The organism is Qipengyuania sp. BR81-2 (assembly GCF_055693895.1).
Window position 1 is genome coordinate 2,211,076 of sequence record NZ_CM146344.1, and the last position, 25,219, is coordinate 2,236,294.

The 25,219-nt window shown below is 62.2% G+C and carries 21 protein-coding genes; 7 read left to right on the top strand and 14 right to left on the bottom strand.

Translation table 11 applies throughout. From position 1 onward, the window contains the following. Window positions 1-17: 17 nt before the first annotated feature. The 5 genes from ACZ1G8_RS11175 to ACZ1G8_RS11195 all read right to left on the bottom strand — a co-directional run bounded on the left by ACZ1G8_RS11175 (window position 18) and on the right by ACZ1G8_RS11195 (window position 6,140). Window positions 18-1,277 (bottom strand): class I SAM-dependent methyltransferase, encoded by a 1,260-nt coding sequence (locus ACZ1G8_RS11175; RefSeq protein ID WP_472679465.1) that lies wholly within the window; start codon window positions 1,275-1,277, stop codon window positions 18-20. Next, on the bottom strand, window positions 1,270-2,490 hold the full coding sequence (locus tag ACZ1G8_RS11180) for a DegT/DnrJ/EryC1/StrS family aminotransferase (RefSeq protein ID WP_472679466.1): 1,221 nt from the start codon (window positions 2,488-2,490) through the stop codon (window positions 1,270-1,272). Before ACZ1G8_RS11180 ends, ACZ1G8_RS11175 begins: the two co-directional genes overlap by 8 nt. Continuing rightward, window positions 2,481-3,623 carry a CDP-glucose 4,6-dehydratase gene (rfbG, locus tag ACZ1G8_RS11185; RefSeq protein WP_472679467.1) on the bottom strand — a complete coding sequence of 381 codons (1,143 nt, stop codon included), beginning with the start codon at window positions 3,621-3,623 and terminating at the stop codon, window positions 2,481-2,483. The genes ACZ1G8_RS11180 and rfbG overlap by 10 nt, the downstream gene beginning before the upstream one ends. Continuing rightward, window positions 3,616-4,437, bottom strand: coding sequence for a glucose-1-phosphate cytidylyltransferase (gene rfbF / locus ACZ1G8_RS11190; RefSeq protein ID WP_472679468.1), 822 nt, complete (start codon window positions 4,435-4,437; stop codon window positions 3,616-3,618). The genes rfbG and rfbF overlap by 8 nt, the downstream gene beginning before the upstream one ends. A 155-nt stretch (window positions 4,438-4,592) precedes the next feature. Beyond that, on the bottom strand, window positions 4,593-6,140 hold the full coding sequence (locus tag ACZ1G8_RS11195; RefSeq protein ID WP_472679469.1) for a hypothetical protein: 1,548 nt from the start codon (window positions 6,138-6,140) through the stop codon (window positions 4,593-4,595). Between the two features lie 231 nt (window positions 6,141-6,371). On the opposite strand from ACZ1G8_RS11195, the gene ACZ1G8_RS11200 reads away from it, so the two are divergent. The 3 genes from ACZ1G8_RS11200 to ACZ1G8_RS11210 are packed head-to-tail and all read left to right on the top strand — an operon-like array spanning window position 6,372 to window position 9,132. Next, the gene (locus ACZ1G8_RS11200) at window positions 6,372-7,499 is read left to right on the top strand and encodes a glycosyltransferase family 4 protein (protein ID WP_472679470.1); all 1,128 of its coding nucleotides are present in this window, start codon (window positions 6,372-6,374) and stop codon (window positions 7,497-7,499) included. Beyond that, window positions 7,496-8,464 (top strand): ATP-grasp domain-containing protein, encoded by a 969-nt coding sequence (locus tag ACZ1G8_RS11205; protein WP_472679471.1) that lies wholly within the window; start codon window positions 7,496-7,498, stop codon window positions 8,462-8,464. The genes ACZ1G8_RS11200 and ACZ1G8_RS11205 overlap by 4 nt, the downstream gene beginning before the upstream one ends. Then, window positions 8,461-9,132 carry an HAD family hydrolase gene (locus tag ACZ1G8_RS11210; protein ID WP_472679472.1) on the top strand — a complete coding sequence of 224 codons (672 nt, stop codon included), beginning with the start codon at window positions 8,461-8,463 and terminating at the stop codon, window positions 9,130-9,132. Before ACZ1G8_RS11205 ends, ACZ1G8_RS11210 begins: the two co-directional genes overlap by 4 nt. Before the next feature lie 3 nt (window positions 9,133-9,135). On the opposite strand, the gene ACZ1G8_RS11215 is transcribed toward ACZ1G8_RS11210, so the two are convergent. From ACZ1G8_RS11215 to ACZ1G8_RS11225, 3 genes are all read right to left on the bottom strand, one after another. Next, window positions 9,136-9,714: a sugar transferase gene (locus tag ACZ1G8_RS11215; protein WP_472679473.1), complete on the bottom strand. Its 579-nt coding sequence runs from the start codon at window positions 9,712-9,714 to the stop codon at window positions 9,136-9,138. A gap of 12 nt (window positions 9,715-9,726) precedes the next feature. Next, window positions 9,727-11,943: a GumC family protein gene (locus ACZ1G8_RS11220; RefSeq protein ID WP_472679474.1), complete on the bottom strand. Its 2,217-nt coding sequence runs from the start codon at window positions 11,941-11,943 to the stop codon at window positions 9,727-9,729. Window positions 11,944-12,215: 272 nt separating this feature from the next. Continuing rightward, entirely contained in the window at window positions 12,216-13,517 is a 1,302-nt protein-coding gene (locus tag ACZ1G8_RS11225) for a pectate lyase family protein (protein WP_472679475.1), read from the bottom strand. A gap of 364 nt (window positions 13,518-13,881) precedes the next feature. Between ACZ1G8_RS11225 and ACZ1G8_RS11230 the strand changes: the two genes are divergently transcribed. Continuing rightward, window positions 13,882-15,219, top strand: coding sequence for an O-antigen ligase family protein (locus ACZ1G8_RS11230; RefSeq protein WP_472679476.1), 1,338 nt, complete (start codon window positions 13,882-13,884; stop codon window positions 15,217-15,219). A 45-nt stretch (window positions 15,220-15,264) separates the two neighbouring features. Here ACZ1G8_RS11230 and ACZ1G8_RS11235 read toward each other — a convergent pair whose 3' ends face one another. The 5 genes from ACZ1G8_RS11235 to ACZ1G8_RS11255 form a co-directional block, all read right to left on the bottom strand. Beyond that, window positions 15,265-16,494, bottom strand: a complete 1,230-nt coding sequence (locus tag ACZ1G8_RS11235) for an outer membrane beta-barrel protein (RefSeq protein ID WP_472679477.1) — start codon at window positions 16,492-16,494, stop codon at window positions 15,265-15,267. A gap of 1 nt (window position 16,495) precedes the next feature. Further along, window positions 16,496-17,071: a polysaccharide biosynthesis/export family protein gene (locus ACZ1G8_RS11240; RefSeq protein WP_472679478.1), complete on the bottom strand. Its 576-nt coding sequence runs from the start codon at window positions 17,069-17,071 to the stop codon at window positions 16,496-16,498. 155 nt (window positions 17,072-17,226) lie between these two features. Continuing rightward, window positions 17,227-18,084, bottom strand: a complete 858-nt coding sequence (locus tag ACZ1G8_RS11245) for a sulfotransferase (protein ID WP_472679479.1) — start codon at window positions 18,082-18,084, stop codon at window positions 17,227-17,229. Continuing rightward, window positions 18,081-19,301 carry a DegT/DnrJ/EryC1/StrS family aminotransferase gene (locus tag ACZ1G8_RS11250; protein WP_472679480.1) on the bottom strand — a complete coding sequence of 407 codons (1,221 nt, stop codon included), beginning with the start codon at window positions 19,299-19,301 and terminating at the stop codon, window positions 18,081-18,083. Before ACZ1G8_RS11250 ends, ACZ1G8_RS11245 begins: the two co-directional genes overlap by 4 nt. After that, on the bottom strand, window positions 19,298-21,391 hold the full coding sequence (locus ACZ1G8_RS11255) for a polysaccharide biosynthesis protein (protein WP_472679481.1): 2,094 nt from the start codon (window positions 21,389-21,391) through the stop codon (window positions 19,298-19,300). Before ACZ1G8_RS11255 ends, ACZ1G8_RS11250 begins: the two co-directional genes overlap by 4 nt. A 340-nt stretch (window positions 21,392-21,731) precedes the next feature. Here ACZ1G8_RS11255 and ACZ1G8_RS11260 point away from each other — a divergent pair, with 340 nt between their 5' ends. Genes ACZ1G8_RS11260 through ACZ1G8_RS11270 form a run of 3 tightly spaced genes read left to right on the top strand, consistent with a single transcriptional unit; the run spans window position 21,732 to window position 24,591 of the window. Next, window positions 21,732-22,949 carry a glycosyltransferase family 4 protein gene (locus ACZ1G8_RS11260; RefSeq protein ID WP_472679482.1) on the top strand — a complete coding sequence of 406 codons (1,218 nt, stop codon included), beginning with the start codon at window positions 21,732-21,734 and terminating at the stop codon, window positions 22,947-22,949. Window positions 22,950-22,993: 44 nt separating this feature from the next. Next, window positions 22,994-23,908, top strand: a complete 915-nt coding sequence (locus tag ACZ1G8_RS11265; protein ID WP_472679483.1) for a methionyl-tRNA formyltransferase — start codon at window positions 22,994-22,996, stop codon at window positions 23,906-23,908. After that, the gene (locus tag ACZ1G8_RS11270) at window positions 23,905-24,591 is read left to right on the top strand and encodes a PIG-L deacetylase family protein (RefSeq protein ID WP_472679484.1); all 687 of its coding nucleotides are present in this window, start codon (window positions 23,905-23,907) and stop codon (window positions 24,589-24,591) included. Before ACZ1G8_RS11265 ends, ACZ1G8_RS11270 begins: the two co-directional genes overlap by 4 nt. Before the next feature lie 94 nt (window positions 24,592-24,685). Here ACZ1G8_RS11270 and ACZ1G8_RS11275 read toward each other — a convergent pair whose 3' ends face one another. Further along, window positions 24,686-25,159 (bottom strand): hypothetical protein, encoded by a 474-nt coding sequence (locus ACZ1G8_RS11275; RefSeq protein ID WP_472679485.1) that lies wholly within the window; start codon window positions 25,157-25,159, stop codon window positions 24,686-24,688. Between the last annotated feature and the right edge of the window lie 60 nt (window positions 25,160-25,219).

Consider the following 25,219-nt stretch of genomic DNA (forward strand, 5'->3'; position numbering starts at 1 on the left):
TCCTCCGCAGGGCCGGGTCAGGAAACCAGCCGGGGTTTCGGATAGGGCACGAGGAACTGGCCGCCACGCGCGCGGAATTCTTCCTGCTGTGCGTAGATCTCGTCGAAGAAATTCCACGCGAGCATGAAGAGCACGTCGGGCTTCTCTTCCTCGATCGCTTCTACCGGCTTGATCGGAATTCGCGTGTTGGGCGAATAGAGGCCGTGCTTCAGCGGGTTCTTGTCGGCGAGGAAATCGAGATCGTCCGCGCCGATGCCGAAGTAGGTGATCGTGGTGCTGCCGCGCGCCGACGCGCCGTAGCCTGCAATCTTCTTCCCTTGCGCCTTCAGTTCATCGATGATCCGGCGCAGTTCGCTCCCGATCGCGTCGAATTCCTCGGTGCGTGCATCGTAGGTCGCCTGGTCGAGCATACCGACAGCCGCTTCCTCCTCGAGCATCTTCGCAACGTTCTCGCCGATCGGGAAACCGGCGCTCTTGCGCGTCATGAAGGTGCGGAAAGAACCGCCATGGATGCCGTCGAGATAGGTGACGTCGCTGACTTCCAGATCGAACTGCTCGGCGAGCTTCACCATCGAAAGCACGCTGAACTCGGAAACATGCTCGTGGTACATGTTGTCGAATTCGGCCTTCTCGAGCATTTCCTTCGCCCACGGCACCTCGATGATGAAGGTCCCGTCGTCCTCCAGCATGATGCACACGGCCTCCATGAAGCTGTGCAGGTCGCCGATGTGGTTGAAGGTATTGGTCGTCGAGATGACTTTCGCCTTGCCCCGCGCATCGCGCACCTCGCGGGCGGATTGCGGGTGGAAATAGTCCACGTGGGTTTCGACGCCGCGCTGGGCGGCAATCTCCGCAATGTTCTCGGCCGGGTCGAAGCCGAGCGTCTTGCAGCCCCGCGCGTTGCAGGCGGCCAGTAGCAGGCCGTCATTGCTGCCGATGTCGACAACGAGCCCGTCACCCGCGCGGGAGGCAATGATGTCTGCGAACTCGTCGAAATGACTATGCATCGTCGCCGCGCCCGACGGCACGTAGAGGTAGTGCGTGAAGAAGCCTTCGGGGATCTGGTCTGCCACCGCGATCAGGCCGCATTCGAGGCAGGCCTGCGCATTGAGCGGGAAAGCCGGTTGCGGTGCGTCAATATCCTCGGGCCGGATCAGCATCTGGCCGGGAGAATGCTCGCCATAGCTCAGGAACAGATAGGGATGGTCCGCGCCGCAGGCGCGGCACTTTTCCATCGTCGATTCACGGTGAGCTTCGGTATTGCGGGGATCAAGCATTGGCGGCCTCGCTGATTGGGGTGGACAGGCGAGACTTTGCGAAACCCTCGAAAGTCTCGTGCATGTAGTCGATCTGCGCTTCGTCGAGACCGTGGTGGCAGGCGAGGAGAATGCCTCCGCGCATCACGGCATCGGAAACCGGGTAGCCATCCTTGGTCACCCGTGTTTCGACGTTCTGCATGGCCGGCTGGCGCAGGATGTTGCCGGTGAAAACCGGACGCGTTTGTATGTCGCGTTCCTCGAACCAGATCTGCAGCTCGCGGCGCTCGAACGGCGCATCGGGGCGGATGGTGAGCGGGAAGGAGAGCCAGCCGGTCCGCGAATCCGGCATCTGCTCTGGCAGGATGAACCACTCCTCGTACTGCTTGAAGAACTCCATCTGGCGGGCGAAATTGTGTTCGCGCGCCGAGATGTTTTTCTCGAGCTTGTCCAGCTGGACCAGACCGAAGGCCGCGCCCATTTCCGAAGGTTCGACGTTGAAGCCGAGCTCGTCGAACAGGAATTTCGCATCGTAGCTGATCCCGTCGACATTGACGTTGAATCGCTTCTCGATGCTCTCGCTGTCCTGGTAGAGCGAGGAAGTCCGGCCCCAGGAGCGCAGAAGCAAAGCCTTGCGGGCAAGTTCTTCGTCCGAGACGCACAGCATTCCGCCATTGCCCGCGGCATTGATGACGTGAGAACCGTAGAAGCTGGTCGTGCTGATTTCCGAGCGCGTACCGGTGCTTTCACCGCGGAGCGTTGCGCCGAGCGTGTCCGCGCTGTCCTCGATCACCATGAGGCCGTGTTGGTCAGCAATCTCGCGAATGCGGTCCCAGTCGGGCAGGTTGCCGATCAGCGACGGGATCATCATCGCCTTGGTCTTCGGCGTGATCATCTCCTCGATCTTCTCGACGTCGATATTGTAGGTTCCCACGGCCGCATCGATGAATGCGGGCACCAGCCTGCCGCGCACGATCGGTGCCACCGTGGTGGCAAAGGTAAGCGCGGGCGTGATGACCTCGCTGCCCTCTTCAAGATCGAGCAGCTCCATCGCCAGGTAATTGGCCGAGGAACCCGAGTTTACCATGATGCCGTGCCTCTTGGCGAAGAGCTTGGAGACGCGCTCCTGCATCTCGCGCACTTTCGGTCCCATCTGCGTGGAGGTCCGCAGCACTTCGACGACGGCTGCGATTTCCTCTTCGCCGTGGACGGTCTGTCCATAATTTACGCGCATACCGGGCGTTTCCCTTCAAGCTGGTTCGTGGATGTCGGATTGCCGCAGAAGCGGTCGATCTGGGCGAGCGTGAGTTCGCGCATGTCGAGCGAGCCCTCGGCTGCGGCGCGGTACCATTCGGCGGTCATTGCGATAGCTTCGTCCGTGGTCAGGCGCGGGGCCCAGCCGAGGCGCTGCATCGCCTTGCTGCTATCCAGTGTGAGAAGGCGCGCTTCGTGCGGCTCGTCGGGGCGCTTGCCGAAGGCGATCTGTGCCGCTCCCGGTCCCCAGGCAGCCTGCAGCTTGCGTGCGATCGGCTGGACTTCCTGGAACGCGTTGGCCGAGGGGCCGAAATTCCATGCCTCGGCAAAGTCGGCGCCGTCTTCTTCCATCAGCCGCCGGCCGATCTCGAGATAGCCCGAAAGCGGTTCGAGCACGTGCTGCCAAGGGCGCACGCTGGCCGGATTGCGGATCGTAACGGCCGTGCCGGCGAGAGTGGCCCGGATGATGTCCGGGATCAGACGGTCGACCGCCCAGTCGCCGCCGCCGATGACGTTGCCTGCACGAACCGTGGCGACATGCGCCGTGTCGTCCCCGGCGAAATAGGAGCGGCGGAACGAGCTTGCGACGATTTCGGTGCAGCCCTTCGAGGCGCTGTAGGGATCGGCGCCGCCCAGCTGGTCGGTCTCGCGATAGGGCCATTCCCACTCGTGGTTCTCGTAGCACTTGTCGCTGGTAACGACGACCACGCCCTTGAGCGAAGGCATACGGCGCGCACGGTCGAGCACGACGGCAGTGCCGGTGGCGTTCGTCGCGAATGTATCGACCGGGTTCTCGTAGGACGGGCGCACAAGCGACTGCGCGGCCATGTGGATCATGAGATCGACATCGAGGTCTGCCGTCGCGCGCTCGAAGTCCTCTGCCGAGCGAATGTCCCCGATCCGGTGATCGACCATGGACGACAGGCCGACCATCTCGAACATCGAGGGGCCGGGCGGCGGCTCCAGTGCAACACCCGTAACCTCGGCGCCGAGACGGTCGAGCCATAGCGAGAGCCAGCTGCCCTTGAAGCCCGTATGCCCGGTCACGAGCACGCGCTTGCCGGAGAAGCAGCCGGCCAATGCCTTCATCGGGACGGGGGGATTGTCAGGCATTGACCAGCTGCACCGGCGCGTCGGTCGAAAGGACCGGCTTGCCATTCTCGAAGTCCAGCCACGGCGGCACGGGCTGCGTGCCGAGCTTGTTGAGCGTGTCGCGGTCCCGGACCGTGTCCATCGGATGCCAGAAGCCCTTGTGCTTGAAGGCCATCAGCTCGCCGTCCCGCGCGATATTGGTCAGGGGCGCCTGCTCGAGCGGTTCGTCATCGCCCAGCATGTAGTCGAGCACCTTCGGCTCGAAGACGAAGAAGCCGCCGTTGATCCAAGTCTCGTGCTTGCGGACCTTCTCGGTGAATTCAGAGACCTTGTCGCCGTCGAGTTCGAGGTTGCCGAAGCGAGCGGGTGGCTGGACGGCGGTGACCGTCGCCAGCTTGCCGTGCGACTTGTGGAATTCGACAAGCTTGCCGATGTCGATATTCCCGACACCGTCCGAGTATGTGACCATGAAGGGCTCGTCGCCGATCCATTCGCGCAGGCGGCGGAGGCGGCCGCCGGTCATCGTGGACAGGCCCGTGTCGACTACCGAAACCTTCCAGTCGACCTTCGAAGTCGGCTTCAGGTCCATTTCGCCATTCCCGATGCCGACGGTGAAGTCGTTGTTCATCAGGTGCAGGTCCTGGAAGAAGCTCTTGATCGAGATCGCCTTGTAGCCGCAGGCGACGATGAAATCGGTGAAGCCGAAGCGGTCGTAGATATCCATGACGTGAAGCATGATCGGGCGGCCTGCCACCTCGACCATGGGCTTCGGAATGCGGACGGTTTCCTCCGCAAGTCGGGATCCGAGCCCACCTGCCAGCAGAACGACCTTCATCAGAGCTTCCTTTCGCCTCAATGGGGTTGGAGGGCGAAAAAGCGCCCCGTCCACCTGAAGACTCTACGGAAAGCGCGGGTTTTGCCGAAATGGGCATCGGGGTTAGGCAGGTTTAGCCAGCGCCCCTCCCAAGGGGCTAGCACCATACGAAATGGTCAGCGCTGGGCGACGTAAAGGTCGAAGGGACGATCTTCGCCGGAAGTTCCTGCCGGACGGTACCCGCGCGATAGCGCGTAGGCGGCGAGGTCCGCCTCCATCGGCTCTGCCCGGTTCACGAGGATAGCTGCCGGGGGATCGGCATCGAGAAAGCTGTTGAGCGAGGTAGGCGAAGTGGTTCGGTAGAACGGGCGATCCTGGGCCGGAATGTAAGGGGCCACACGATAGACGAACTGGCCGGCTGCAAACTCAGGATAGATCGAATATCCGGCATCGAGTGCCCAGACGGGGGTGAGGGTGGCAATGCGATCACCCGGTCGGAGGCTCGATTCCGAACCGGCACGAGCGATCGCGCGTCCGTCAGCAAGCGTGCTCCAGGAAGACGGGCTGGCGAATGCAGCCAGTCCAGCACCGAGGCGCGGAACGGCATTGACCAGCGCGAGCGCCGCGCCTGCCGCGAGTAGAAGGCCCGCGAACTGGCGCGCTCTTCCAGGCAGCTTTCCGGCAAGCACCGGGATCAACAGTACAAGAAAGGGCAGGGGCGGAATGAAGTACTGCGCAAACGACGGCGTCGGTACGAAGGCGACGACGAGACCGCTGATCACGGCCAGTCCGAGGATCGTGACCTTCCAGTCGAAGAGGGCGCGCAATCCGTCGGTTGAAGCGATGAGGGCCATTTGCGTGACCACCAGCATCAGCGCAATGAGGCTGGTATTTGCGAACCAGATGCTCTGGGCGAGCAGGATTTTCCCTTTGAGCGATACGGTTTTCGGGGCGTCGCTTTCCGCCCAGTAGGCGGTCTGCAGCTCGGTAAAGTAGCGAAGTGTATGCGCAAAGAATGCATCGGGATCGCCGAACATGTGCACAAGGGTGGGCAGCCCGCCAAGAAGACCTCCGATCCCTAGCGGGATAAGGCCGTATCGCAGTTTCTGGCCCAAGGTCGCCCCCCTTGGCGCAATCAGCACGGCGAAGGCGAAGAAGGCGGCAAGGAAAATGTAGTTCGCCTTGAACCCGATCGCTAGTGAGGCGACGAGACCGGCACCGAGCATATATCCGGCGGAGGGCTTTTCAGCATCGAGGCCTCGAAACAGCAGGAAGACCGCGGGAAAAACCAGTGCCACGGGGATCAGGTTATTGGTCGCCAGCATTCCTGGCTCACTAAGCAGTAGAGTGCTCCCGATCAGGACCGAAGCGGCCGCAAGGAAGCCAGTAAAGCCGGCAGCTTGGTTTCGCGAAATACGCCAGAGGAAGAAGAGCGCCAGCAACCAGAAAGCTGCCACCATGAGCCGCGCGGTGAGGAGATAGCCGGAAGTCCCTGTAACGGCGAAGATGCCGCCGAGCAGGTAGGGCAGGTTGGGCAGGTGATTGTATCCCAGATCACGATAGAGATCGCCGCTGCCCAGCATCTGGGCGACCGAAACGAACATGTTTTCGTCGCGATTCAACGGGTAGGACAGCAATCTTCCGATCAGTCCGAGAACGGCGATTGCAAGCGCGCCAATGCCCAGGGCGCGCCAGAACGGCTGCCCATGCAAGGCCGCTTCCATAGTCGGCACAGCGTCATTTCTCGGCGTGTGCATCCCAGGAGACTGACCGCCTACGCTCCTCCAAGCGACTGGAATGACGATATACCCCTTTCGGGCGGCGAAACTTCGGGAACCCTAGCGAGGCTGGGCGCGGTCGCTGGCAATAGGGGTTAGACCGGATGCACCGGTCGTCTAAGTGCTGGCCTGTGCTAATTTCGAACTCCCGGATTCAGGAGATCGAAGACCAGTTTCGTGGCCCGTCATGTTGCCATCCTCATCACCGCTCTGGGAGCGGGTGGAGCAGAGCGGGTTATTGCCCAGCTGTGTACGCATTGGGCCTCTTCGGGGCGCAAGGTCACGGTCATTGCTTTCGATGCGCCCGATGACCCGATTTACCACCCGCTTCCTGAGGGTATCCATCTGGTCCGGCTGGATTGCCCGGGAGGCGGCGTGCGCTCGGTCCTCCGCAAGGCTTGGCGCCTGCGTAAGGTCCTGCCAGAGCTGCAGCCCGATGTGCTCCTGTCCTTCCTGACCAAGAACAACCTCGTTGCCGCCCTGGCGGGGCTGGGCATGGATCACGCTTGGGCCGCGTGCGAGCGGAACAATCCGGAACGGCAGAAGACCCATCCGTTGTGGAACCGGCTGCTGCGCCATGCCTACAAGCGCAGTGATGCCATCGTTTGTCAGACCCAAGCCGTAAAACGCTGTTTCCCCGTCACTTTGCGTGACCACATGGTGGTGATCCATAATCCGGTGGCCGAGCCAGAGTTTGCGCCCGAAGCTGGTGCCAAGCGGATAGCGGCAGTCGGCCGCCTCGACCGGCAGAAGGGCTTCGATGTGCTGGTGTCGGCCTTCGCGCTCGTCGCGGCGAGGCATGGTGACTGGCAGCTCGACATCTGGGGCGATGGCGCTGAGCGGGACGCGCTCGATGCGCTGATCGAACGCAAGGGCCTGACGGGCAGGGTGACGCTGCAAGGTACGAGCGAGGAGCCCGGAAGCTGGATCGCCTCGACCGACATCTTCGTGCTCTCTTCACGTTACGAAGGCTTTCCGAATGTCCTCGGCGAGGCGATGGCGGCGGGACTGCCGATTATCTCGACGTCCTGTGACTTCGGTCCGGAAGAGATGCTGCATAACGACGTGAACGGCTTGCTCGTGCCCGCCGAGCAGGTCGGACAGCTTGCAGGCGCCATGGAGCGCCTCATCACGCACGAGGAGCTGCGCACCCGTCTCGGCGAGGCTGCACGCGAGAAGGCCCGCTCTTATGCGCCTTCAACAATCCTGCCCTTGTGGGACGGCCTCGTCGACCGGATCGCAAGCCGCCGCGAGAGTGCCGGTATTTCGGCAATCGGTACGCAAGGGGCTCTGGCAAAGGGATGAGCGAGAACGCATTCCCAATCCTCTTCACCTCTGCCGGGCGGCGCGTCGAGCTGACCCGCTGTTTCCGCGATGCTGCCGAACAGCTCGGCCTAACGCTCGAAGTTCACGCCTGCGATCTCGATCCGGAACTCAGTGCCGCATGCCGGGACGCGGACCGGCGCTTTGCCGTCCCGCGCTGCACCGATGAGAGCTATATCCCTGTCTTGCTCGAATATTGCCGGGAGAACCGGATCAGGCTGCTCGTGCCGACGATTGATCCCGAATTGACACCGCTTGCAGAGGCGCGCGAGCGTTTCGCCGAGATAGGAACCTTCGTCCATGTGAGCTCCGCTGCGACAGTCGGGGTAGTGCGTGACAAGGCGCTGACTGCGTCGACGCTCGGAGATGCCGGCGTGCCGGTACCCCGCACGATCGAACTGTCGACACGGGAAGCGCTGCCCGAAAATTGGAACTGGCCTTCCTTCATCAAACCTTCGGGCGGAAGCGCCAGCCGGGGCATCGGCGTGGTCGAAACCTCCGCGGATATACGCGATAGCTATGACGAACCGATGATCCTCCAGGAGCTGCTCTCCGGCGACGAATACACGGTCAACATCTATGTCGATGCCGAGGGAAAGCTGCAGTCTGTGATCCCCCATGTCCGGCTGTCCGTGAGGGCAGGTGAGGTCGAAAAGGGGCGCACAGTCAGGAGGGCCGATATTCACGCCATCGCGCAGGCGATCATCGATGCGCTGCCCGGCCTGCGCGGAATTGCCTGCTTCCAGCTGATCGACGACGCATTGCGCGGGCTGAGGGTGTTCGAGATCAACGCGCGCTTCGGGGGCGGCTATCCGCTTGCCGATCACGCGGGGGGAAGGTTTGCCGAGAGCATCCTCGCGCTCGCCAGCGGCAGTGCCGAATGCGCATCGGACGATTGGCGCGAGGGCGCGACCATGTTGCGCTACGATGCGGCGATCTTCGTGTGATCGAGCTCACCGCACGGACCGTCGTTCTCGATCTCGACGACACGCTCTATCTAGAGCGCGATTTTGCGCGCAGCGGATATGCGGCAGTGGGCCGTTCTCTTTCCCGGCTCGTCGATCCGGAGCAGTTTGCAACCGTCTGCTTCGAACTGCTCGCCATCGGGCACAGGGGTGACATCTTCGACCGCGCGCTGGACTATTTCGGCATCGAGGGAGCCGCGCGGGACATCCCCGCGATGGTTCGCACTTATCGCGAGCATGAGCCGGACATAGCCCTCTGCGACGACGTGCCCGCTTTCCTCGAGCGCTTCTCTGCAAAACGCACCGCGCTGATTAGCGACGGGCCCGAGGCCATGCAGGCGGCGAAGGTACGCGCGCTCGGTCTCGACGGCCGGATCGACCACATTATCCTGACCGGCCAGTGGGAGGGGGACTTCGGAAAACCGCATCCGCGTGCTTTCCGCGAGGTCGCAGAACGCAGTGGCCACGCGCCGGAAGAGCTCGTCTATATTGCGGACAATGCATCGAAGGACTTTCTCGCACCGAATGAAATGGGCTGGCTCACGATCCAGGTCGTGCGACCGGGACGTGTCTACAACAGTTCCCCGCCGACGCCGGATCACGCGGCGCGGCTCACGCTCACCTCGCTGAAAGAGCTGAAACCTGCCTGATGCCTAGCGAAGCCGCCGCGAAGGCGGATCGATCATTGCCGCTTCACCGGTGCGTTTCTCGCCCGCGATCATGACGGCAATGGTGCGCAGGATAATCCTGCAGTCGAGGCCAAAGGATGCTCTGCGCACATAGTCCAGGTCGAGAGCCACCTTCTCGTCGAGACTGAGCAGCGTGTTGCCATTGACTTGCGCCCATCCGGTAAGCCCCGGCCGCACCTGCCCTCGCTGGCGTCCGCGTTCTCCGAGCGAGGCTATGGTGCCGGGAAGAAGCGGTCGGGGACCCACGAAGGCCATATCGCCGCGAACGATGGACCAAAGGCCGGGCAGTTCATCGAGCCTGGAACGGCGCAGGAAGCGCCCCCAGGCCGTCACGCGCTGTTCGTCGGGAAGCAGGCGGCCTTGCGCGTCGCGGGCATCGTTCATCGAGCGAAATTTGGCGATGCGAAAGGTCGTGCCGTTCCTGCCCGACCTCGTCTGTCGGAACAGGACCGGGGAGCCCATCATCACTAGGCCGACGATGAAGAGGACAAGCAGCAGCGGTGTCAGAATAATCAGCAAGGCCAGAGCGACGATGCGTTGCATGCCTGCGCCCCGTCAGGCGGCCCATTTGTCGCGGCGGAACAGCCTTCGGACTTGGTCCATGAAGCTGATCTTCTCGGGCACGTCGTCCACATAATACTCGGAAGCTTCCATGTAGTACTGGACGGAGTCCCCGTATTTGCGGCGGGCGTGCTCGGCATAGTCGACGTGATTGTAAACGACCCCGCCGACCTGGTCGCCCAGAAGCTCGAGTGTGGCCTTCATCTGGTCAACGGTTGTCTCGCCCCAGTGCGCGACAACGATCGTACTGTCGGTGTAGTCGCACATCGCTCGGGCATCGCGCACTGCAAGCGCTGCCGGAGCGTTGATAATGACTTTGTCGAAGAGCTGGCTCAGCCTCTCTATGAGCTGGGTCAGGCGATAGCTCGTGAGGATCGAAGCGGGATCGCGAACCGGCCGGTTGGCACTCAGTAGGGCGATGCGCGGCCTGTCCTCATGGCCTTCGCCACCCTTGCGCTGCCATTCGATCATCTTGTCGGGCGAGGATGCCGAAAGGATCGTGTCGAGCTCCGCCTGACCGGTGATGACGTCGACAATATCGGGCGTTTCGAGTTCATTCTGGAGAGTTTGCAGCAATCCATGGCGCCTCAGGTCGAGATCGACCACGACGGCGGTCTGGCCCATGCTGACCGCTGCCGCAGCCATCGTGAGCGAGACGGTGGACTTGCCATCGCCGGGCAGCGGTGAAGTGATCAGGACCGATTGAGATTCCGAATGCGGGGACAGCGCGCGAAGCTCGGCATAGGCCGATCGGGCTGCTTCCCCGTAAAGCGACTGAGGGTTTCGCAGTACAAGGTTCTCATCGATCCGGTCCGAAATGCCGTCGTCAATCGAAGGCAACATGCCCAGCGTCGGGACATTGGCATGTCGGCGTATCTGAGCCGAGGTCCTCAGCCGATCATCGACAAGATCGCGGGCGAGCGCGATGAGAATCCCGATAACCGTGGAGCCGAGCAGTGCAAGCAACACCATCTTCAGGGGCTCCGGAGAAATCCGGTCGAAGTCCGGAACTGCGGGAGAAACAACCAGCGTATTGACCCCCTGCAGCTGCATTTGAGCCTCTACCTGTTCGATGCGGTCGGCAATCGAAGTGTAGGCATTATCGGCGAGGACACTGGCGCGCTCGAGCTGCGAAAGTTCGGCGATGTTGGCGTTGTTCTGGAAAGCCCTTGAAGTCATGGCCGCAACCGATCCCTGAAGCCGCGAAGCTCGGGCTGCATCCATGGCCGCGTCACTGCGCGCGATGGCAGCCATCCTTGCGCTTTCTGCTGCCGCCACCTCATTGGCGGCTGAACGGGCCCGGTCTCTTTCCAGGGCAAGCGTGTTGTCGACGGTCGCAAGCTGCGAGTTCACTCGGACGACATCGGGATGGTTGGGGCCGAAAGTCGCACCGAGACGCGCCTGTTCGGCCAATAGCTCTGCCTGCTGCCTCTCGAGCTGCTGGACTGCAGCGGAAGTGGCCTGAGCCGTACTCACCAGCCTCGATGCGCTGGAGATCCCGGCGCTGCGGGAAGCTGATCCGCTGCTCGCCGCGCTGGCGGCCTCTGCCTGGACGGCAATGCGATTGATCTGCGCGAGGTCTTCCTGACTTCCAGCGCCGACAAGCATCCGCGTCCGCGCGCGAAAATCGGACAATGCACGGGCCGCTGCTTCAGCATCGTCAGCCCGGCGGGCCTGCTCCTCTTTCAGCGATGCCAACAGTTCCTGGCGGCGTTCGTTGCTGTGCGAATTGCGCACGACGCGAACCGATTCAGGGTACTGGTTCGCAATACGTGCCGAAAGCTCGGGCGAGTGACTGGTCACCGCCACCTGGATCAGGTCGGAACCCTTCTCGCTGGAGACGGACGTCATGTCGAGCAATCGGGTCGTAGCTGCCTGGAGCAGGTCCGTCTGGTTCGTAGGCACTTCGCCCAATTCCTGCAGGAACAGCTCGTCCTCCAGGAGCGAGAGGTCTCGGATCACTCGCTCCGACGAGGCGCGTGAACGGTAAAGGCGGACGGTGTTTGCCACCCGCTGTTCGTTGCGCGAGTTTACGTCTGCTTGGTTGGTCCCGACTTCGTCGACTAGTTCGACCTGGACCTGCGACTGCGACCGGTAGAGATCCGGCGCAAAGATTTGCTGCAGAAGGACAACGCCCGTGGTCAGTCCGACAATCGCGAGGATGAGCAACTTGTGCCGTTCGAGTAGTCGCAGCATGTCGCGCAGGGACATGACCTGCGGAATGTACGGTGCCTCGTGACCGATATTTCTCGCGTAAATTTGATCAACCGATGTATTGCCTGTGACGCCTTGAGGCGCGAGAAGATTGGGCATGTTTGGCCTCGGCTTTGAGTCAGTTTCCGCAGGACGCAAAAACACTCCCGCGGTTCCACTGATCAATATGCAGGCTCGGCCGCGCTGCCAAAATGGTGCATCGGATAGTTGAGCGACTTAAAGAGATTAGCCCATATGGCCAGTAAAGCAGCGCGCCTTGGTTTCGCCAGCTAAAGGGCAATTGAATCCTCTCCGATTAGCCGGTCGCTCAGATCATCGAGAAATCGATCGAGATTGGCGGTTCCACGGCCTTCGGGGTCGTCCCATGCATCGAACACCTGCGCATCGGCACCGTTCTCGGCTTCCCAGCGGTCATCCATTCCATCACCGTCTTCGTCCGGATATGCTTCGCTAGTAGCCACCGGTGGGATCGAACCGGGGCGCTCAAGCAATCGTCCCGTGCGCGAGCGGACTTCGCCGACGACCCGTTCGTCGATCGAATCGCGTGGATGTGCGCCCGCAAGACCGAGAACATTTTCATATGCGTCCTCCGCGCTGGCGGGTTGCATCGTAAAGTCGCAATTCGGGCTGGCGCTCGAGATAGCGGAAACGCTTTTCCCGATATGCTCGAAGTCTCCGACGAAGCGGTTTCCGCGCAAGTAGGCGCTGGCGCGGCCCTTGCTGCCGATCGATTGACGCGAGATGCCGAGAGTGCGCGCGCTTGTCGCTGGTCCTGCGACAAAACTGTTCGCCACGATCGAGACCGGGCTGCCGCCGCGGCTTTCCCAGATCTCCGCAAACTCGGACTGCGCATTGTAGAACACGTTGTTGAACACCTCGACACAGGATCCCGGCAGGAAGTTCATGTCCGGATTCCGGTCACCGTTGTGGGCGCAAAGATTGCGGATGAAGCTGAAGCGCTGCACGTTGCCTGCGTCGGATGCGAGCAATGCACACTTGTCGTGTGGCTGGATGCCGGATGAGAATATCGAATTGCTCACCGTGACGTAGTCGTTGTCGGCATGGCCGTTGATTATCTCGTCGCGAGCCCAACTGGCGCTGACATGGTCGATGATGACGCGCGAACCGTTCTCGATCGTGATCGCATCCTCGCCCCCGCGGTTTTCTCCTATCCTGTCGGGCCTGATCCTGAGGTGGCGTATAACCACGTCGTGACTGTCCTTGATCACCAGGGGCGTCGCACCAGTCAGCCCGCCCGCGTGCGCAAGGGTTATGCCGCCTCCGGGGGCTGTCTGTCCGGCAATGGTGATGAACGGATTCCGGATGCGCGGCGGCCTGCCCGTGAAGCGTATCACGCCCGCGACGCGGAACACACACACCCTCGGGCCTCTGGCCTCGATGCATTCGCGCAGGCTGCCCGGACCTGAGTCGGCAAGCGTGGTAACAAGCATGATTGTGCCGCCCCGTCCGCCCTTGCTCACTGCCCCGAAACCCTGCGCACCACGGAAGGCGGGCTGCTCTGGTGCCGGAGCCAGAGTTTCCGCGTCGCTCGTCTCGATTTGTTGGGCCATCCCGCTCCCAGGTCCGGAGCAGGCGGCAATCATAAATGCCAGGGCAGCAATGCCGTTTCGCGCGGCGCCTGCCCGCCGGCCCAACTGCGTCGAACTGACGCGGCAGTGGCAAGGAGCGAAAGAAAGCTGAGACATCATCCTCTCTGCAATTCATGGCTGCGAAAAACGAGTATCGGGAGTTCCGGTCGCATGTGGAGTTCATACACGGGCAGATCGCCGCCGGAGGGCTCTCTTTAGGGGTATGCGTTGCTCTCCAATGCGATGGGAGTGTTTCCAAAGATCACGGTATTCCATCGCCTGAACATTGGAGGTCTCCGGGCGTCGCGGCTAGGTTCGGCACCCTAAGAGCCGAAGGAATGGCAGGGTGAATTCTCCGACAGCGCAACTGCGAGGCAACGATGGAGGTCCTTTCAACAAGACTTCGGGTCTTGTGGTAGGCGATGTGCATTCCCGTGGGGAATCTGCTGCGCTGTTCTGCCTCTATGCCGGGCTCTTCACGCTATCCTGGCACATCGTTCGACCGGGCGACATCAACATCACCCTGTCCGACAGCTTCTTCCTGATCGTGATCATCTACCTGCTTTTTCGCGGGAAGCTGAATTCGCGGCCCTTCGGGCCACTGACCAGTCTCTGGTTCCTGGGCATCATGTGCCTCATCGGCGGGCTGTTTATCGGATCCATATTCAACGGGTCTGCCGTCCGTTGGATAAGCGTTTCCGGGCAGTACCTTTTCGCGCTCCTTGCTGTTCCGATGATGCTGGCCAGCTTTCGCCAATTCGTGCTGGACCGCTGCTTAATAGCTTTCGTCCTCGGCGTTTGTCTGGCGCAGGCGAGCGCGATCGCGGCGTCTTACTTCTTCACCTACGACCAGATCGCTGAATGGATGGGCTATACCTTCGTTTCTGGAGCAGGCCGTATCGGCGCCCTGTCGGGCAACGCAAACACGAACGGTGCAATGACTGTATTCGGACTTGTCGCCGTTCTTTACCTGATCTGCCGCCATGTGATGCATCCGGTTCTCGCAATACCCTGCTTTGCGATCCTTGCGGCCGGCTTGATCATGAGCGGGAGCTTCACTGCATTCGTCCTTGGCTGTCTCGCGGTGCCGGCTGCACTTCTTCTCCTGTGGCCTACTCGCACACTGGTTCTCGGCATTCCCATCGTGGTCACCTTGATCAGCCTCGTGATATCCGGTGTTCCATTGCCCGAAGCTTTCGGAGAAAGGGTCGCTCCGGCTCTCCTCTCGGGCGATATAAACATGGCCGGCACCTTCCAGGACCGGATGGCGATCCTTTCTGAAGCCTGGAGCCTAACAAGCGACACTTTGCTGATCGGGTATGGCGCTGACGGCTACAGGGAGGTGAGCATCTATCAGTCGCCGGTGCACATGCTGCCTCTGCTTATACTGACCGAAGGCGGGCTGCTGGGCTTCGCCGGATTCCTCTTCCTCGTGTCCGGGCTTGTGGCCATGGCGGTGACCATCCTGCGGAGCAATCGGCTTGATGCAGCACTGGCGATCGGGCTCCTCATAGCCTTTGTCGGCTTCACGCTGGCGGCTGCCCACATGTATGCGCGCATGTGGACCCTGCCGTTATTGTTGGCGATCATCCATGCCTACGCAGCCCGCTTCGAGCTGTATCCGGCTACGGGTGGTAGAGTGCCTGCACACAAGCTGCACGGGGGGGCGCATAGCGTGGCCTGAATTGTTCACTGGATGAGCGCGACGCTTTCGTCGCAGATCATCTAGTCAGAACTTCATCCTGACGCTGACTCCACCTCTGAAGCGGTCGAATTCGTCGAAGTCCAGATCACTCGTGCGATCGCCGTAGCTAACCTCGCCGACGAGCGACAGGTGGCGACTGAAAAGAAATTCGAGTTCTCCGCGGCCCACGAAGGTTTTCTCGGTCACGTCCGTCCCGCGAAAGCGGCTACGACGATAGCCCGCGCTTAAGCTCGAGCGCAGGTTATGGCGGATTTCCTGTTGCCAGGTTACCCTGCCGTTCAGGTCGGTTCGCCCGGTTGCTCCTGTCCGGAAGGTTGCGACATCACCACTCGACGCGTCCAGGATGAAGGCTGTGCGGCGTCGCGGGCGGTAGATGACATTGCCTGCCAGCGAGAAGCCCGTGCGATCCTCGAAGGTCGGCTCGTCGGGTTCGTAGCGGAAAACACCGGCGGACAATGAACCTTCGACGAGGCCGCCAGGGGCTATATCGAATCCGACACGGCCGCCCCAGGTTGTCGCATCGCGCTCCTGCCCCAGAACATCGGGATCAATGCGGAAATCGCGGCGATTGGCGAACCCGGTCGCAGTGAGGAACATCGACCCGCCGACCCTCATGCCGAGCGTGGCGCTACCCGAATAGGCACTGAAATCGCGATTGTCGTCGAGGGATGAGAGGGCATCGTACTTCGCGGCTTGTGCCCTGATATCGAGCAAGATCCTGCCACGTGCCCGTCGGTACTGAGCCGCTCCCGACCAGATGTCGAGCTCGCGCGGGCCCGGTGCCAAAATATCGCGCGCTTCGGGATCGCCGCGATCCTCGATTGCGCGTTCGAAAGCTGCGCCGAGGCTCAAGCTTTCCTCTTCATGGGGTGACCACGTGAGATCCCCCGAGAAGCGCACCGCTTCGCTGTCTTCCGATGTCTGGTCGGCATGACGGCGGATTATTGTCCGGGTTCCGAAGGCAATCTCGAGCGGACCGGAACTGTGAACGGCGCGCATCTGGGGTGCCAGTTCGAACACGACGTCGTCAATTTCGTTGTCCGGCAGCGCATAGAGATTGCTGTCGTAGTGGGAGGATAACTCGAAACCGACAGTAACATCGAACGGACCGATCCGGGTGGGATCGATTTCGAACTCGGGATCGTCGCGCTCGATTGCCGGCGCGGTATCCGGAATGGATTGTGCCGCAAGAGGCGTGTGCAGCAGCGCCAGCGCGCTAGCCGAAAGCGACAGGTATTTGCCCCCGCGCGTCATGTCAGAACCAGCGCTCGAAGACGCGGATACGATCGCCCGGCTGGACGACCGTCGTCTCGTCGGCGCGCCCGACGACCTCGCGGCCATCGATCGTCCGCGTGACTTCCACCGCTTTGGTGTCCGCGCGATAGGTATAGCCACCGGCAGCGGAAATCGCGGCAAGGACGGTCATGCCCTGGCGGTATTCGAACTCGCCGGGACGGTTGACTTCGCCAAGGACGTAATAGGGGCGCAAAGCAGCGGGTTGCACATTCACTACGGGCGAGGTCAGAATGCCGGAAGAGCGATATTGGTCCTCGATCTTGGTCCCAATCTGGCTGAATGTCAGGCCGCGGACCTCGATTTCCTTGATCATGGGCAGCGAGATCGTGCCGCTGTCGTCGACGGTGTATTCCCCGTCTGCCGCATCAAGATCCTGCACTGCGATCTGCAGGCTGTCACCGGTATTGACCCGGTACTCGCCGCCCGGCGGAGCGGGGATCGACGCGAGCGAACCGGCACCGCCGCAACTCGCTAGCGAAAGGCTGCCAAGCAGGGCAAGGATCAGAAGGCCTGTTTTCCGAAGCATTTGGGACATGTTTATCTCCATAATCATCGCGACCGATGGAAGTGTTTCCAACGCCACCCTAGACCAACCGCGCCGCTTGGGGGCCGACCATTAAGGCGATGATCATAAAGCGGTTATTTGCCCTAATCCTTTCGGGTTAGGTCCGGCTAAGTGTACCTCGGCGGTCAGGCGGCAACCGATGCTGTAGGAACTTTCCAGTGTGCGAGGTCGAGCCCGGTAATCTCTTCGGTCAGCGCAATGTCATCGCGGTAGAATTCTTCCATCCTTCGCCTCAGGGCAGGTTCCAACGCAGGGTATTTCACCTCGCGTGCCAGAAGCGCGCGCGCGCCCTCGAACCAAGGCTTTCCGCGCAACGGTCGCACCGTCTCCTTGAACGGGGCGAGCATCTGGCGAATGGGCAAGGGAAGCAGTTTTTCGCGGCTGTTGTTTTCACGGCGGCTCACCGTTTCAAGGTCGGTATCGGGCGCTATCGGCGCATTGATATGGGCCGAGACCCGCTCGATCACGCCGGCAGGATCGGCCTTCACATCCTCGAACGGGAAAACCAGCAACTGCTCGCGGTCGAAATGTCGCAGCCAGGTCGAGAGATGCCGTCCATAAAGGCCGTCCAGCAGGAAGCGCGGCTCGGGATTGTCGGGCGAGGATAGGTATTCTTCGGGACGATTGCTCACCAGCCCGCGGCGGTAAAGCATCTTGTAGTCCGAATAGGCCCGGTCGACGGGATTTCGTAGCTGCACGACCAGCTTCGCTTGCGGCATCGTCGCTGCGAGCCGTGCGGGAGTTGCCGGATCCGATAGGTAATCGGCCGATTTCTCGCCAACCAGCGCGGCCCAGCCGGGAGCGTCCTCGAACCACGAACGATAGTGATCCTCGCCCTTGTCGTACTCCCGCGAGAAGAAGTGCGGCTCGGGATCGGGCATGAAGATCGAAGGGTTCTCTTGCAGGCGCATCTGGATCCATGTCGTCGCGGCTTTGGCCGCGCCGATGATTACGAAGTCAGGAAGGCGGCCGCTTGCGCTCATGCGGAGAGCTCGTCGAGCGCCAGCTGAAGCGCTGTCGCTGTGGCGCGCATATCGTCGCACAGCAAAGTGTGGTCGACCTGCAGCATGAGCGACCGACGACCGAGGTCGCGCGCGACTTCGAGGTGGCCGTCGCGCTTGACGCCCATGCCGTCGAACGCGCGCTCGCAGCTCATGTCGGGACAAGTGCCTGTGCCGATGGCAACGCCGCTGGCTATCAGCTTCGCGATCAATTGGGCACGCAGGTCCTCGACCGGCTCGTGCGCATGATCGGCGAGGGTGAAATTGAACTTGTACCAGGCGTGCTCGTAACCTTGTTCCTGCCTTTGCAGCCTGATGCGCGGATCGGGGCGCAGGGCCTCTTCGAGGATCGCGGCATTCGAGCGGCGTCGGTCGAGCCAGCCGGGCAGGTTGTGCAACTGGCGCCTACCGATGGCTGCCTGCATCTCGGTCATGCGGAAATTGGTGCCCGGCTGCGTGCAGACATAGCGGAACTGTCCGGGAATGCCCTGTCCGTCCTGCATCTTGGCGCGGCTTTTCCCGTGGTCCTTGTAGGACCATCCGCGCTCGCACGCCTCGCTGTCGCGGAACAGGCAGAGCCCGCCTTCGCCTCCGGTCGACATGATCTTGTCGGTGCAGAAGGAGAAAGCCGCAGCATCGCCCCAGGCGCCTGCCTTGCGGCCATCGATGGCAGCGCCATGGGCCTGCGCGCAATCCTCGATCACGAAGAGCCCGTGCTCGTCGGCGATATCGCAAATGCGCGGCATTTCGGCGGGAAGACCGCCGAGATGTACGCAGATGATCGCCCTGGTCTGGGGACCGATGAGCCGCTCGATCGAGGCGGGGTCGATATTGTGCGTATCGGTCAACACGTCCGCAAATGCGGGCGACGCGCCAACCGCCACCACCGCACTGGCCGTTGCAAAGAAGCTGCGTGCGGGGACGATCACCTCGTCACCGGGGCCGATGCCGAGCGCACGCAAGGCCACTTCTAGCGCGACCGTGCCGTTGGCCACGCAGAAGCCGTGCGGCATGCCGATGTATTCGGCGAACTCGCTGGCGAAGGCGCTCGTCTGTTCCCCGTGGACGAGACCGTTGACCTTGCCCGATGCGAGGACTGCGCACGCCGCGTCGATCTCGTCCTGCTCGTGCCTTGGCCAATGGCTGGGGCGAGGGCGCAGGGCGGCTACGGGGTGCTCGGGGACGACCGGCTTGTTCATGTCGTCACCGGTGCTGCCTTGCCGAGCCGATCGCTACCGCGCTTGGAAGAAATCAGGTCGAAACGCGCGCCGCTGCTGGGGATCTTGACCAGGTGATGCGCGATGCGCTCGGCCTCGCTTGGGTCGCCGCGGATAACCGCTTCGCGGAGCCGGTCGATGCTCTTGTTGATGAAGGGCAGCGGGATCGGGTGTGAACGGGCCTCGAAGATGCCCTTGATCCGCGATTCCACCTCTTCCTCGCAATCGTCGAAGAGCTCCTCGTAGAGCTTTTCGCCCGGGCGCAGGCCGACGAATTCGATCGGGACATCGACTTCGGGTTCGAGCCCGTATTGCGCGATCAGGCGATAGGCGAGATCGACGATGCGCACCGGCTTGCCCATGTCGAGGACGTAAATGCTGCCGCGCTCGAGGTCTTCCGCCAGCGCTGCTGCACTGCTTTGCAGGATCAGCTGCACGGCTTCGCGCACAGTCATGAAGAAGCGCTCGATGTCGGGGTGGGTAACGGTAAGCGGCTTCCCCTCTTCGAGCTGGCGGCGGAACAGCGGGAGGATCGAGCCGCTCGAGCCCAGCACGTTGCCAAACCGGACGGTCATGAAGCGCGGGGCACCCGGATCGTCGACACCGCACATATCGAGCGCCTGGCTGTAGAGTTCGCCCACGCGCTTGGTCGCCCCCATCATGCCGACCGGGTTCACTGCCTTGTCGGTCGATACCTGCACCATGGCGCGCGCGCCGAACTGGGTGACGGCATCGGCCACGTGCTTCGTGCCGATGATATTGGTGTGCACGCCCGCGCACGGGTTCAGTTCCACGATCGGGACGTGCTTGAGCGCCGCCGCGTGATAGACCACCGAAGGGCGGTGGTCGTCGAATACGCGGAGCACCTCTTCCTGCGAGCGGATGTCGCAGAGTTCGGGGCGGATATCGAGGTCCGGATAGGCCTCGCGGAGCTGCATCTCGATCGAGTAGAGATTGTACTCGCACAGCTCGAGCAGGATCAGGCGCGAGGGCCGGAAGCTTGCGAGCTGGCGGGCAAGTTCTCCGCCGATGGTGCCGCCTGCCCCGGTGACCAGAACGCTCTGTCCCTCGATCTGGCGCGTGATGACGTCGCCTTCGAGCTCGTATTCGTTGCGCCCGAGCAGGTCGGGCTCCGACAGTTCGGTGACCTCCGCAGTGCCGGGGCGCTGTAGGATCTGGCTCCAGTGGTTCTTGATCCGCGAAAGCTCCAGCCCGAGCTCGCGGGCCCGGTGGGTGAGGCGGGTCATCTCGCGGTTGCCGAGATACATTCCGTCATCGAGCGTGATCGCGATCGAGAAGGGGCGGCCCTGTTCTTCGGCGGCTTTTGCCACATCGACCAGCTTGTCGTGACTGCCGAGCACGCGCACGCCGCCGATCCGGTCGATCACGTCGGCCTCCGACGGGAGCAGGATGCCGGCGATCGCGAACTGGGGTTCGTCTTCTGCGCGCATCAGCTCGATAACCGACATCGCCCATTGCGCCGGGCCGATCAGCAGGGCCTGGGGAAGGTCGGTGCGGGTGGCCTTGCCGAGAGTGATGTGCGAACCCGAAAGGCTCTCTCGTGCAAGCCGCCGGGCCGATCTCAGCGCGACCAGCAGGCCGGTTGCCAGCATCCACTGTGTGATTGCCGTGACCGTAACATGCAGGGTGAGTGCGATCCCTTGGCTTACGAGGATCACGGACCAGCCGATGGCAGAGCCGGCAAGACTGAATGCGACAACTGCCGCAGCGTGACGGAATCCGAAAAAGCGCCAGCTATGCTTGTACAGCCGGAGCGCGAAGAGGGTTGCCGTCGCGGCCAACGCAAATCCGAAGAGCGTCGGCAGGTTCACCACCTCGAGGCCCATCTGGGCAAGCGGGACCATGAAGGCCGCCACGAGTAGGCTGACGACGAATGCGGTCATGTCGAGGGCCGCCAGCAGGGTCGTCCTCAATAGCCGGCGCAACGAGGCAGGGCGATAGGGCCGAACCGTTGTACGCGTACGGCCAAGGCCGACGACTTTGCGGATGGGCGGAGCTTTCACGCTTTGCGCGCTCCAGTCGTCATTTGCTGATCGGACCTTGTCTGTCATGCCGGCGGTCGGGTTCCTTGGCGGGCGCGCTGAATGGAAACGGGTTCTGGAGCCGGTATGAATAGTCGATCGCGAGCGATGCATAAGCGGCGCAGAAAGACATCAGCCGGAATGGTCGACGCCTCGCAAAAGGTGGTGCCCGCCACTACTCCATCCCGTGAAGGGGGTGGCCGGTCATACCCCTTTGGCAAGTTCGCCCATGCCCCATCTCGAATGGGTATGCCTCCTATTGCCGATTGCTCTGGGCCTCGCTTCAAGCCGATGATGCACGGCGATGGGGCGCTGATGCTGTCCTTAGTGAAACAATGAGAAACGAACCGGCCCGAAGGACCAGCCCCGCTTGAAGATCGTCGTATTATCGAGCCTGGCCTATTCCCTGACCAACTTCCGCGGCGACCTGCTGCGATCGATGAGGGAGAACGGCCACGAGGTGGTTGCCGTCGCGCCCGATCGCGACGAACAGGTTGAGCGCGAGCTTGCCGAGAGCGGGATCGGATTCCGGACCGTCCCAATGAGCCGAGCGGGCATGAACCCCTTCGCCGACCTCCGTCTGATCTTCGCATACATCATGCTGATGCTGCGCGAGCGGCCCGAGCTGGTGCTTGCCTATACCCAGAAGCCCATTGTCTACGGCGGGTTGGTCACGCGCCTCCTGGCAATCCCGCGTTTCTTCCCGCTGATGTCGGGCCTCGGCCATGTTTTCAGTCCCGACAGTGGGGTAAGCGAGACGATCAAGCGGCTGGTCGCGCGCCTCTATCGCATCGCCATCCGCCGTGCGCAGACCATCTTCGTGTTCAATTCCGATGACCGGAAGGACATGCTCGGTCTCGGGATCGTCACCAAGCAACAGAAGGTCCTGCAGGTCCCGGGTTCGGGGGTCGATTTGAAGCGCTTTGCCCATGTTCAGCCGGATGCCGGAAAGCTGCACTTCCTCCTCATCGCGAGGTTGCTGCGCAACAAGGGTATTCCCGAATTTCTCGAGGCTGCGAGGCAGGTTCAGAAGACCAAGCCCGACGCCCATTTCTCCGTCCTTGGCCACATCGATTGCGAAAACCCGGCCGGCTTCACCGAGGAAGAGCTAGCTGAATTCGCACGCGACTACCCCGTCGAATTCGTCCCGGGTACCGATGACGTGCGTCCGTTTCTTGCCGACAGCACGGTCTTCGTCCTTCCGACGACGTATCGCGAAGGCCTGCCGCGCACGATCCTCGAGGCCATGGCTACGGGTCGAGCGATCATCGCGACCGATGCACCGGGTTGCCGCGACGCGATCGATGACGGTTCCAACGGCTTCCTCGTCGAGCCTGGCAATGCTGCCGACCTAGCGCGCGCAATGCTGAAATTCGTGGCCGATCCGCAGCTGGCGGCAACGATGGGCGAACGTTCGCGCAGGCGCGCCGAGAAGGATTTCGACGTCGAGCTGGTCAACCGCACGCTGCTCTATGAAATGGACCTCCTGCGGCATTCGGGCAGGCCATCCACCCCGGGAGCGCCGATCGAGAAGGGTGCGGTCGAAAAGCCGGCGCGCGCCTTTGCGCCTGCGAGAAAGCAGGGCTGAACGGTGGGGGCTTACGGCATGGGCATTTTGATCGAGAAGCTTCGTTGACGCGTGCGGTCGTCATCGGTGCGGTGGGCAGCACCGAGGTCGTGCTCGACGCCTTCGCCTCGGCCGAGGGGTGGGAAGTCCCGCTCGTCGTCACACTGCCGCTCGAGCTCAGTTCACGTCATTCGGACTTCGTCGACCTCGGTCCCCGGGCGGAAGGTCTTGGCGCCGAGGTGCTGCGGACGAGCAAGACCAACGATCCCGAAACGCTTGATACGATCCGCCAGGCGGAGCCGGATTACATCTTCGTCGTCGGCTGGTCGCAGCTCTGCAGGAGCGAGTTTCTCGGTATCAGGCCGCGCAAGGTCATCGGCTATCATCCTGCCGCCCTGCCGCGTCTGAGGGGAAGGGCGGCGCTGCCATGGACGATTTTGCTCGACGAAAGGATCACTGCCGGCAGCCTGTTCTGGATGGAAGAGGGGACGGATGACGGGGACCTGCTTGCCCAGTCCTATTTCCACCTCGCGCCTGACGAGACTGCAGCTCAGCTTTACGACAAGCACATGCGGGCACTTCGGGCTATGCTCGATGAGAGCCTGCCCAAGCTTGCCTCGGGCGAGGAACCGCGGACCGTCCAGGACGAGCGCTATGCAACCTGGGCGGCCAAGCGCACGGCGCGTGACGGGCTGATCGACTGGAATGAAGGTGCTGCCTCGATCGACCGGCTGGTCCGGGCCGTCGGCAAGCCCTATCCCGGGGCCTTCACCCATGACCGGGGGCAGAAGCTGGTCATCTGGTCGAGCACGCCGGTCCACGGTCCCTCTCCGTATCACGCGGCCCCCGGACAGATCGTGGCGCGCGAGGAGGGAAGCCTGCTGATCCAGTGCGGTTCGGGTTTGCTCAGAGCCGACGAGTGGGAGTGCGAGCGTGACGCTGCCCCGCGGCTTCACGCGATACTGGGGAGGGCGGAATGAACGATCTGGCGAGCCTTGGCCGGGTGCTTGTGGTGGCGCCGCACCCCGATGACGAGGTGCTGGGCTGTGGCGGCACGATGGCGCGGCTGGCAGCCGAGGGGATCTCCGTCCATGTGCTGGTTGCGACACAGGGCAAGCCTCCGGCCTTCGACCCCGAAGGCGTAGCGCAGGTCCGGGCGGAAATGCTCGAGGCGCACAAGCTGCTCGAAGTGGTCGAGACGCACGAGGTCGACCTGCCTGCCGCCGCACTCGACACGGTTCCCGCAGCACAGGTCAATGCAGAGATCGGCAGGATCATCGAGGACATCTCGCCCGACACGCTGTTCCTGCCTCACATTGGGGACATCCATGGTGACCACGCCATTGTCTTCCAAGCGTCCATGGTCGCGGCGCGCCCGCGCCACAATCGCGCTCCGGCTCGCATCCTCTGCTATGAAACGCTGTCCGAGACCAATTGGTACGCGCCGCCGATGACACCGGCGTTCATACCCAATGTCTTCATCGACGTCTCCGACACGCTGGAGCGCAAGCTCGATGCCTTCCGGTGCTTCCAGTCGCAGGTCCGACCGTTTCCGGAAGAGCGGTCGATCGATGCACTCGAGGCGCTTGCCCGCTCGCGCGGAGCAACCGTTCACGTGAAAGCTGCCGAAGCCTTCATGAATGTGAGGCAGATCATCCGCTGACACCGGTTGTGATCGACGGAACGCGTCGGTCAGGCCGCAAAGCCCTTGAGAATCAATTTGTTGTGTGCACGAAGTGGGCGAATATTTCTTTCGGTTACTTGAAATATTCATCCTGTTGCATCGAATGAAATAAATACGGCTTACCGAATTCCCGACACAATTCGGCGCTTGCTGGAGCAGAAGGTAATTGGATGCTAACCATCCTTGTCCTAACGCAGCATCCGGACGGGAAGATTATTCGGGTAGCGATATCGTCCTTGTGCCGTCGGTCCTTGCGGGCCCAACGACGATAAACATTCCTAGATTCAAGATTTTGTGCGCTCCTGCGCATCAGCAAGGTATTGCCTGTGAACATCCGCACGTTTGTCAAAAACGCCGCACTAGCTTCTTCCGCCATCGCTCTCGCATCCTGCGGCGGCGGGAGCGACAGCAACAGCCAGGCGCCTTCTCCCTCGGCGACCGTCTCGCCGACGCCGAGCCCGTCGCCGTCGCCGACGCCTTCCCCTAGCCCGACGCCCACTCCGACGCCCGCGCCGGTCCCTTCGCCGACGCCGACGCCGGCACCCACTCCGACGCCTGCACCGACGCCCACACCGGCGCCTACGCCGACACCCACACCTACGCCATC

Bases quoted from the DNA above. Each gene is read 5' to 3' on its own strand.
- ACZ1G8_RS11175 (WP_472679465.1), bottom strand. From the start codon at position 1,277: ATGCTTGATCCCCGCAATACCGAAGCTCACCGTGAATCGACGATGGAA.
- ACZ1G8_RS11180 (WP_472679466.1), bottom strand. From the start codon at position 2,490: ATGCGCGTAAATTATGGACAGACCGTCCACGGCGAAGAGGAAATCGCA.
- rfbG (WP_472679467.1), bottom strand. From the start codon at position 3,623: ATGCCTGACAATCCCCCCGTCCCGATGAAGGCATTGGCCGGCTGCTTC.
- rfbF (WP_472679468.1), bottom strand. From the start codon at position 4,437: ATGAAGGTCGTTCTGCTGGCAGGTGGGCTCGGATCCCGACTTGCGGAG.
- ACZ1G8_RS11195 (WP_472679469.1), bottom strand. From the start codon at position 6,140: ATGGAAGCGGCCTTGCATGGGCAGCCGTTCTGGCGCGCCCTGGGCATT.
- ACZ1G8_RS11205 (WP_472679471.1), top strand. From the start codon at position 7,496: ATGAGCGAGAACGCATTCCCAATCCTCTTCACCTCTGCCGGGCGGCGC.
- ACZ1G8_RS11215 (WP_472679473.1), bottom strand. From the start codon at position 9,714: ATGCAACGCATCGTCGCTCTGGCCTTGCTGATTATTCTGACACCGCTG.
- ACZ1G8_RS11220 (WP_472679474.1), bottom strand. From the start codon at position 11,943: ATGTCCCTGCGCGACATGCTGCGACTACTCGAACGGCACAAGTTGCTC.
- ACZ1G8_RS11225 (WP_472679475.1), bottom strand. From the start codon at position 13,517: ATGGCCCAACAAATCGAGACGAGCGACGCGGAAACTCTGGCTCCGGCA.
- ACZ1G8_RS11235 (WP_472679477.1), bottom strand. From the start codon at position 16,494: ATGACGCGCGGGGGCAAATACCTGTCGCTTTCGGCTAGCGCGCTGGCG.
- ACZ1G8_RS11240 (WP_472679478.1), bottom strand. From the start codon at position 17,071: ATGTCCCAAATGCTTCGGAAAACAGGCCTTCTGATCCTTGCCCTGCTT.
- ACZ1G8_RS11245 (WP_472679479.1), bottom strand. From the start codon at position 18,084: ATGAGCGCAAGCGGCCGCCTTCCTGACTTCGTAATCATCGGCGCGGCC.
- ACZ1G8_RS11250 (WP_472679480.1), bottom strand. From the start codon at position 19,301: ATGAACAAGCCGGTCGTCCCCGAGCACCCCGTAGCCGCCCTGCGCCCT.
- ACZ1G8_RS11255 (WP_472679481.1), bottom strand. From the start codon at position 21,391: ATGACAGACAAGGTCCGATCAGCAAATGACGACTGGAGCGCGCAAAGC.
- ACZ1G8_RS11270 (WP_472679484.1), top strand. From the start codon at position 23,905: ATGAACGATCTGGCGAGCCTTGGCCGGGTGCTTGTGGTGGCGCCGCAC.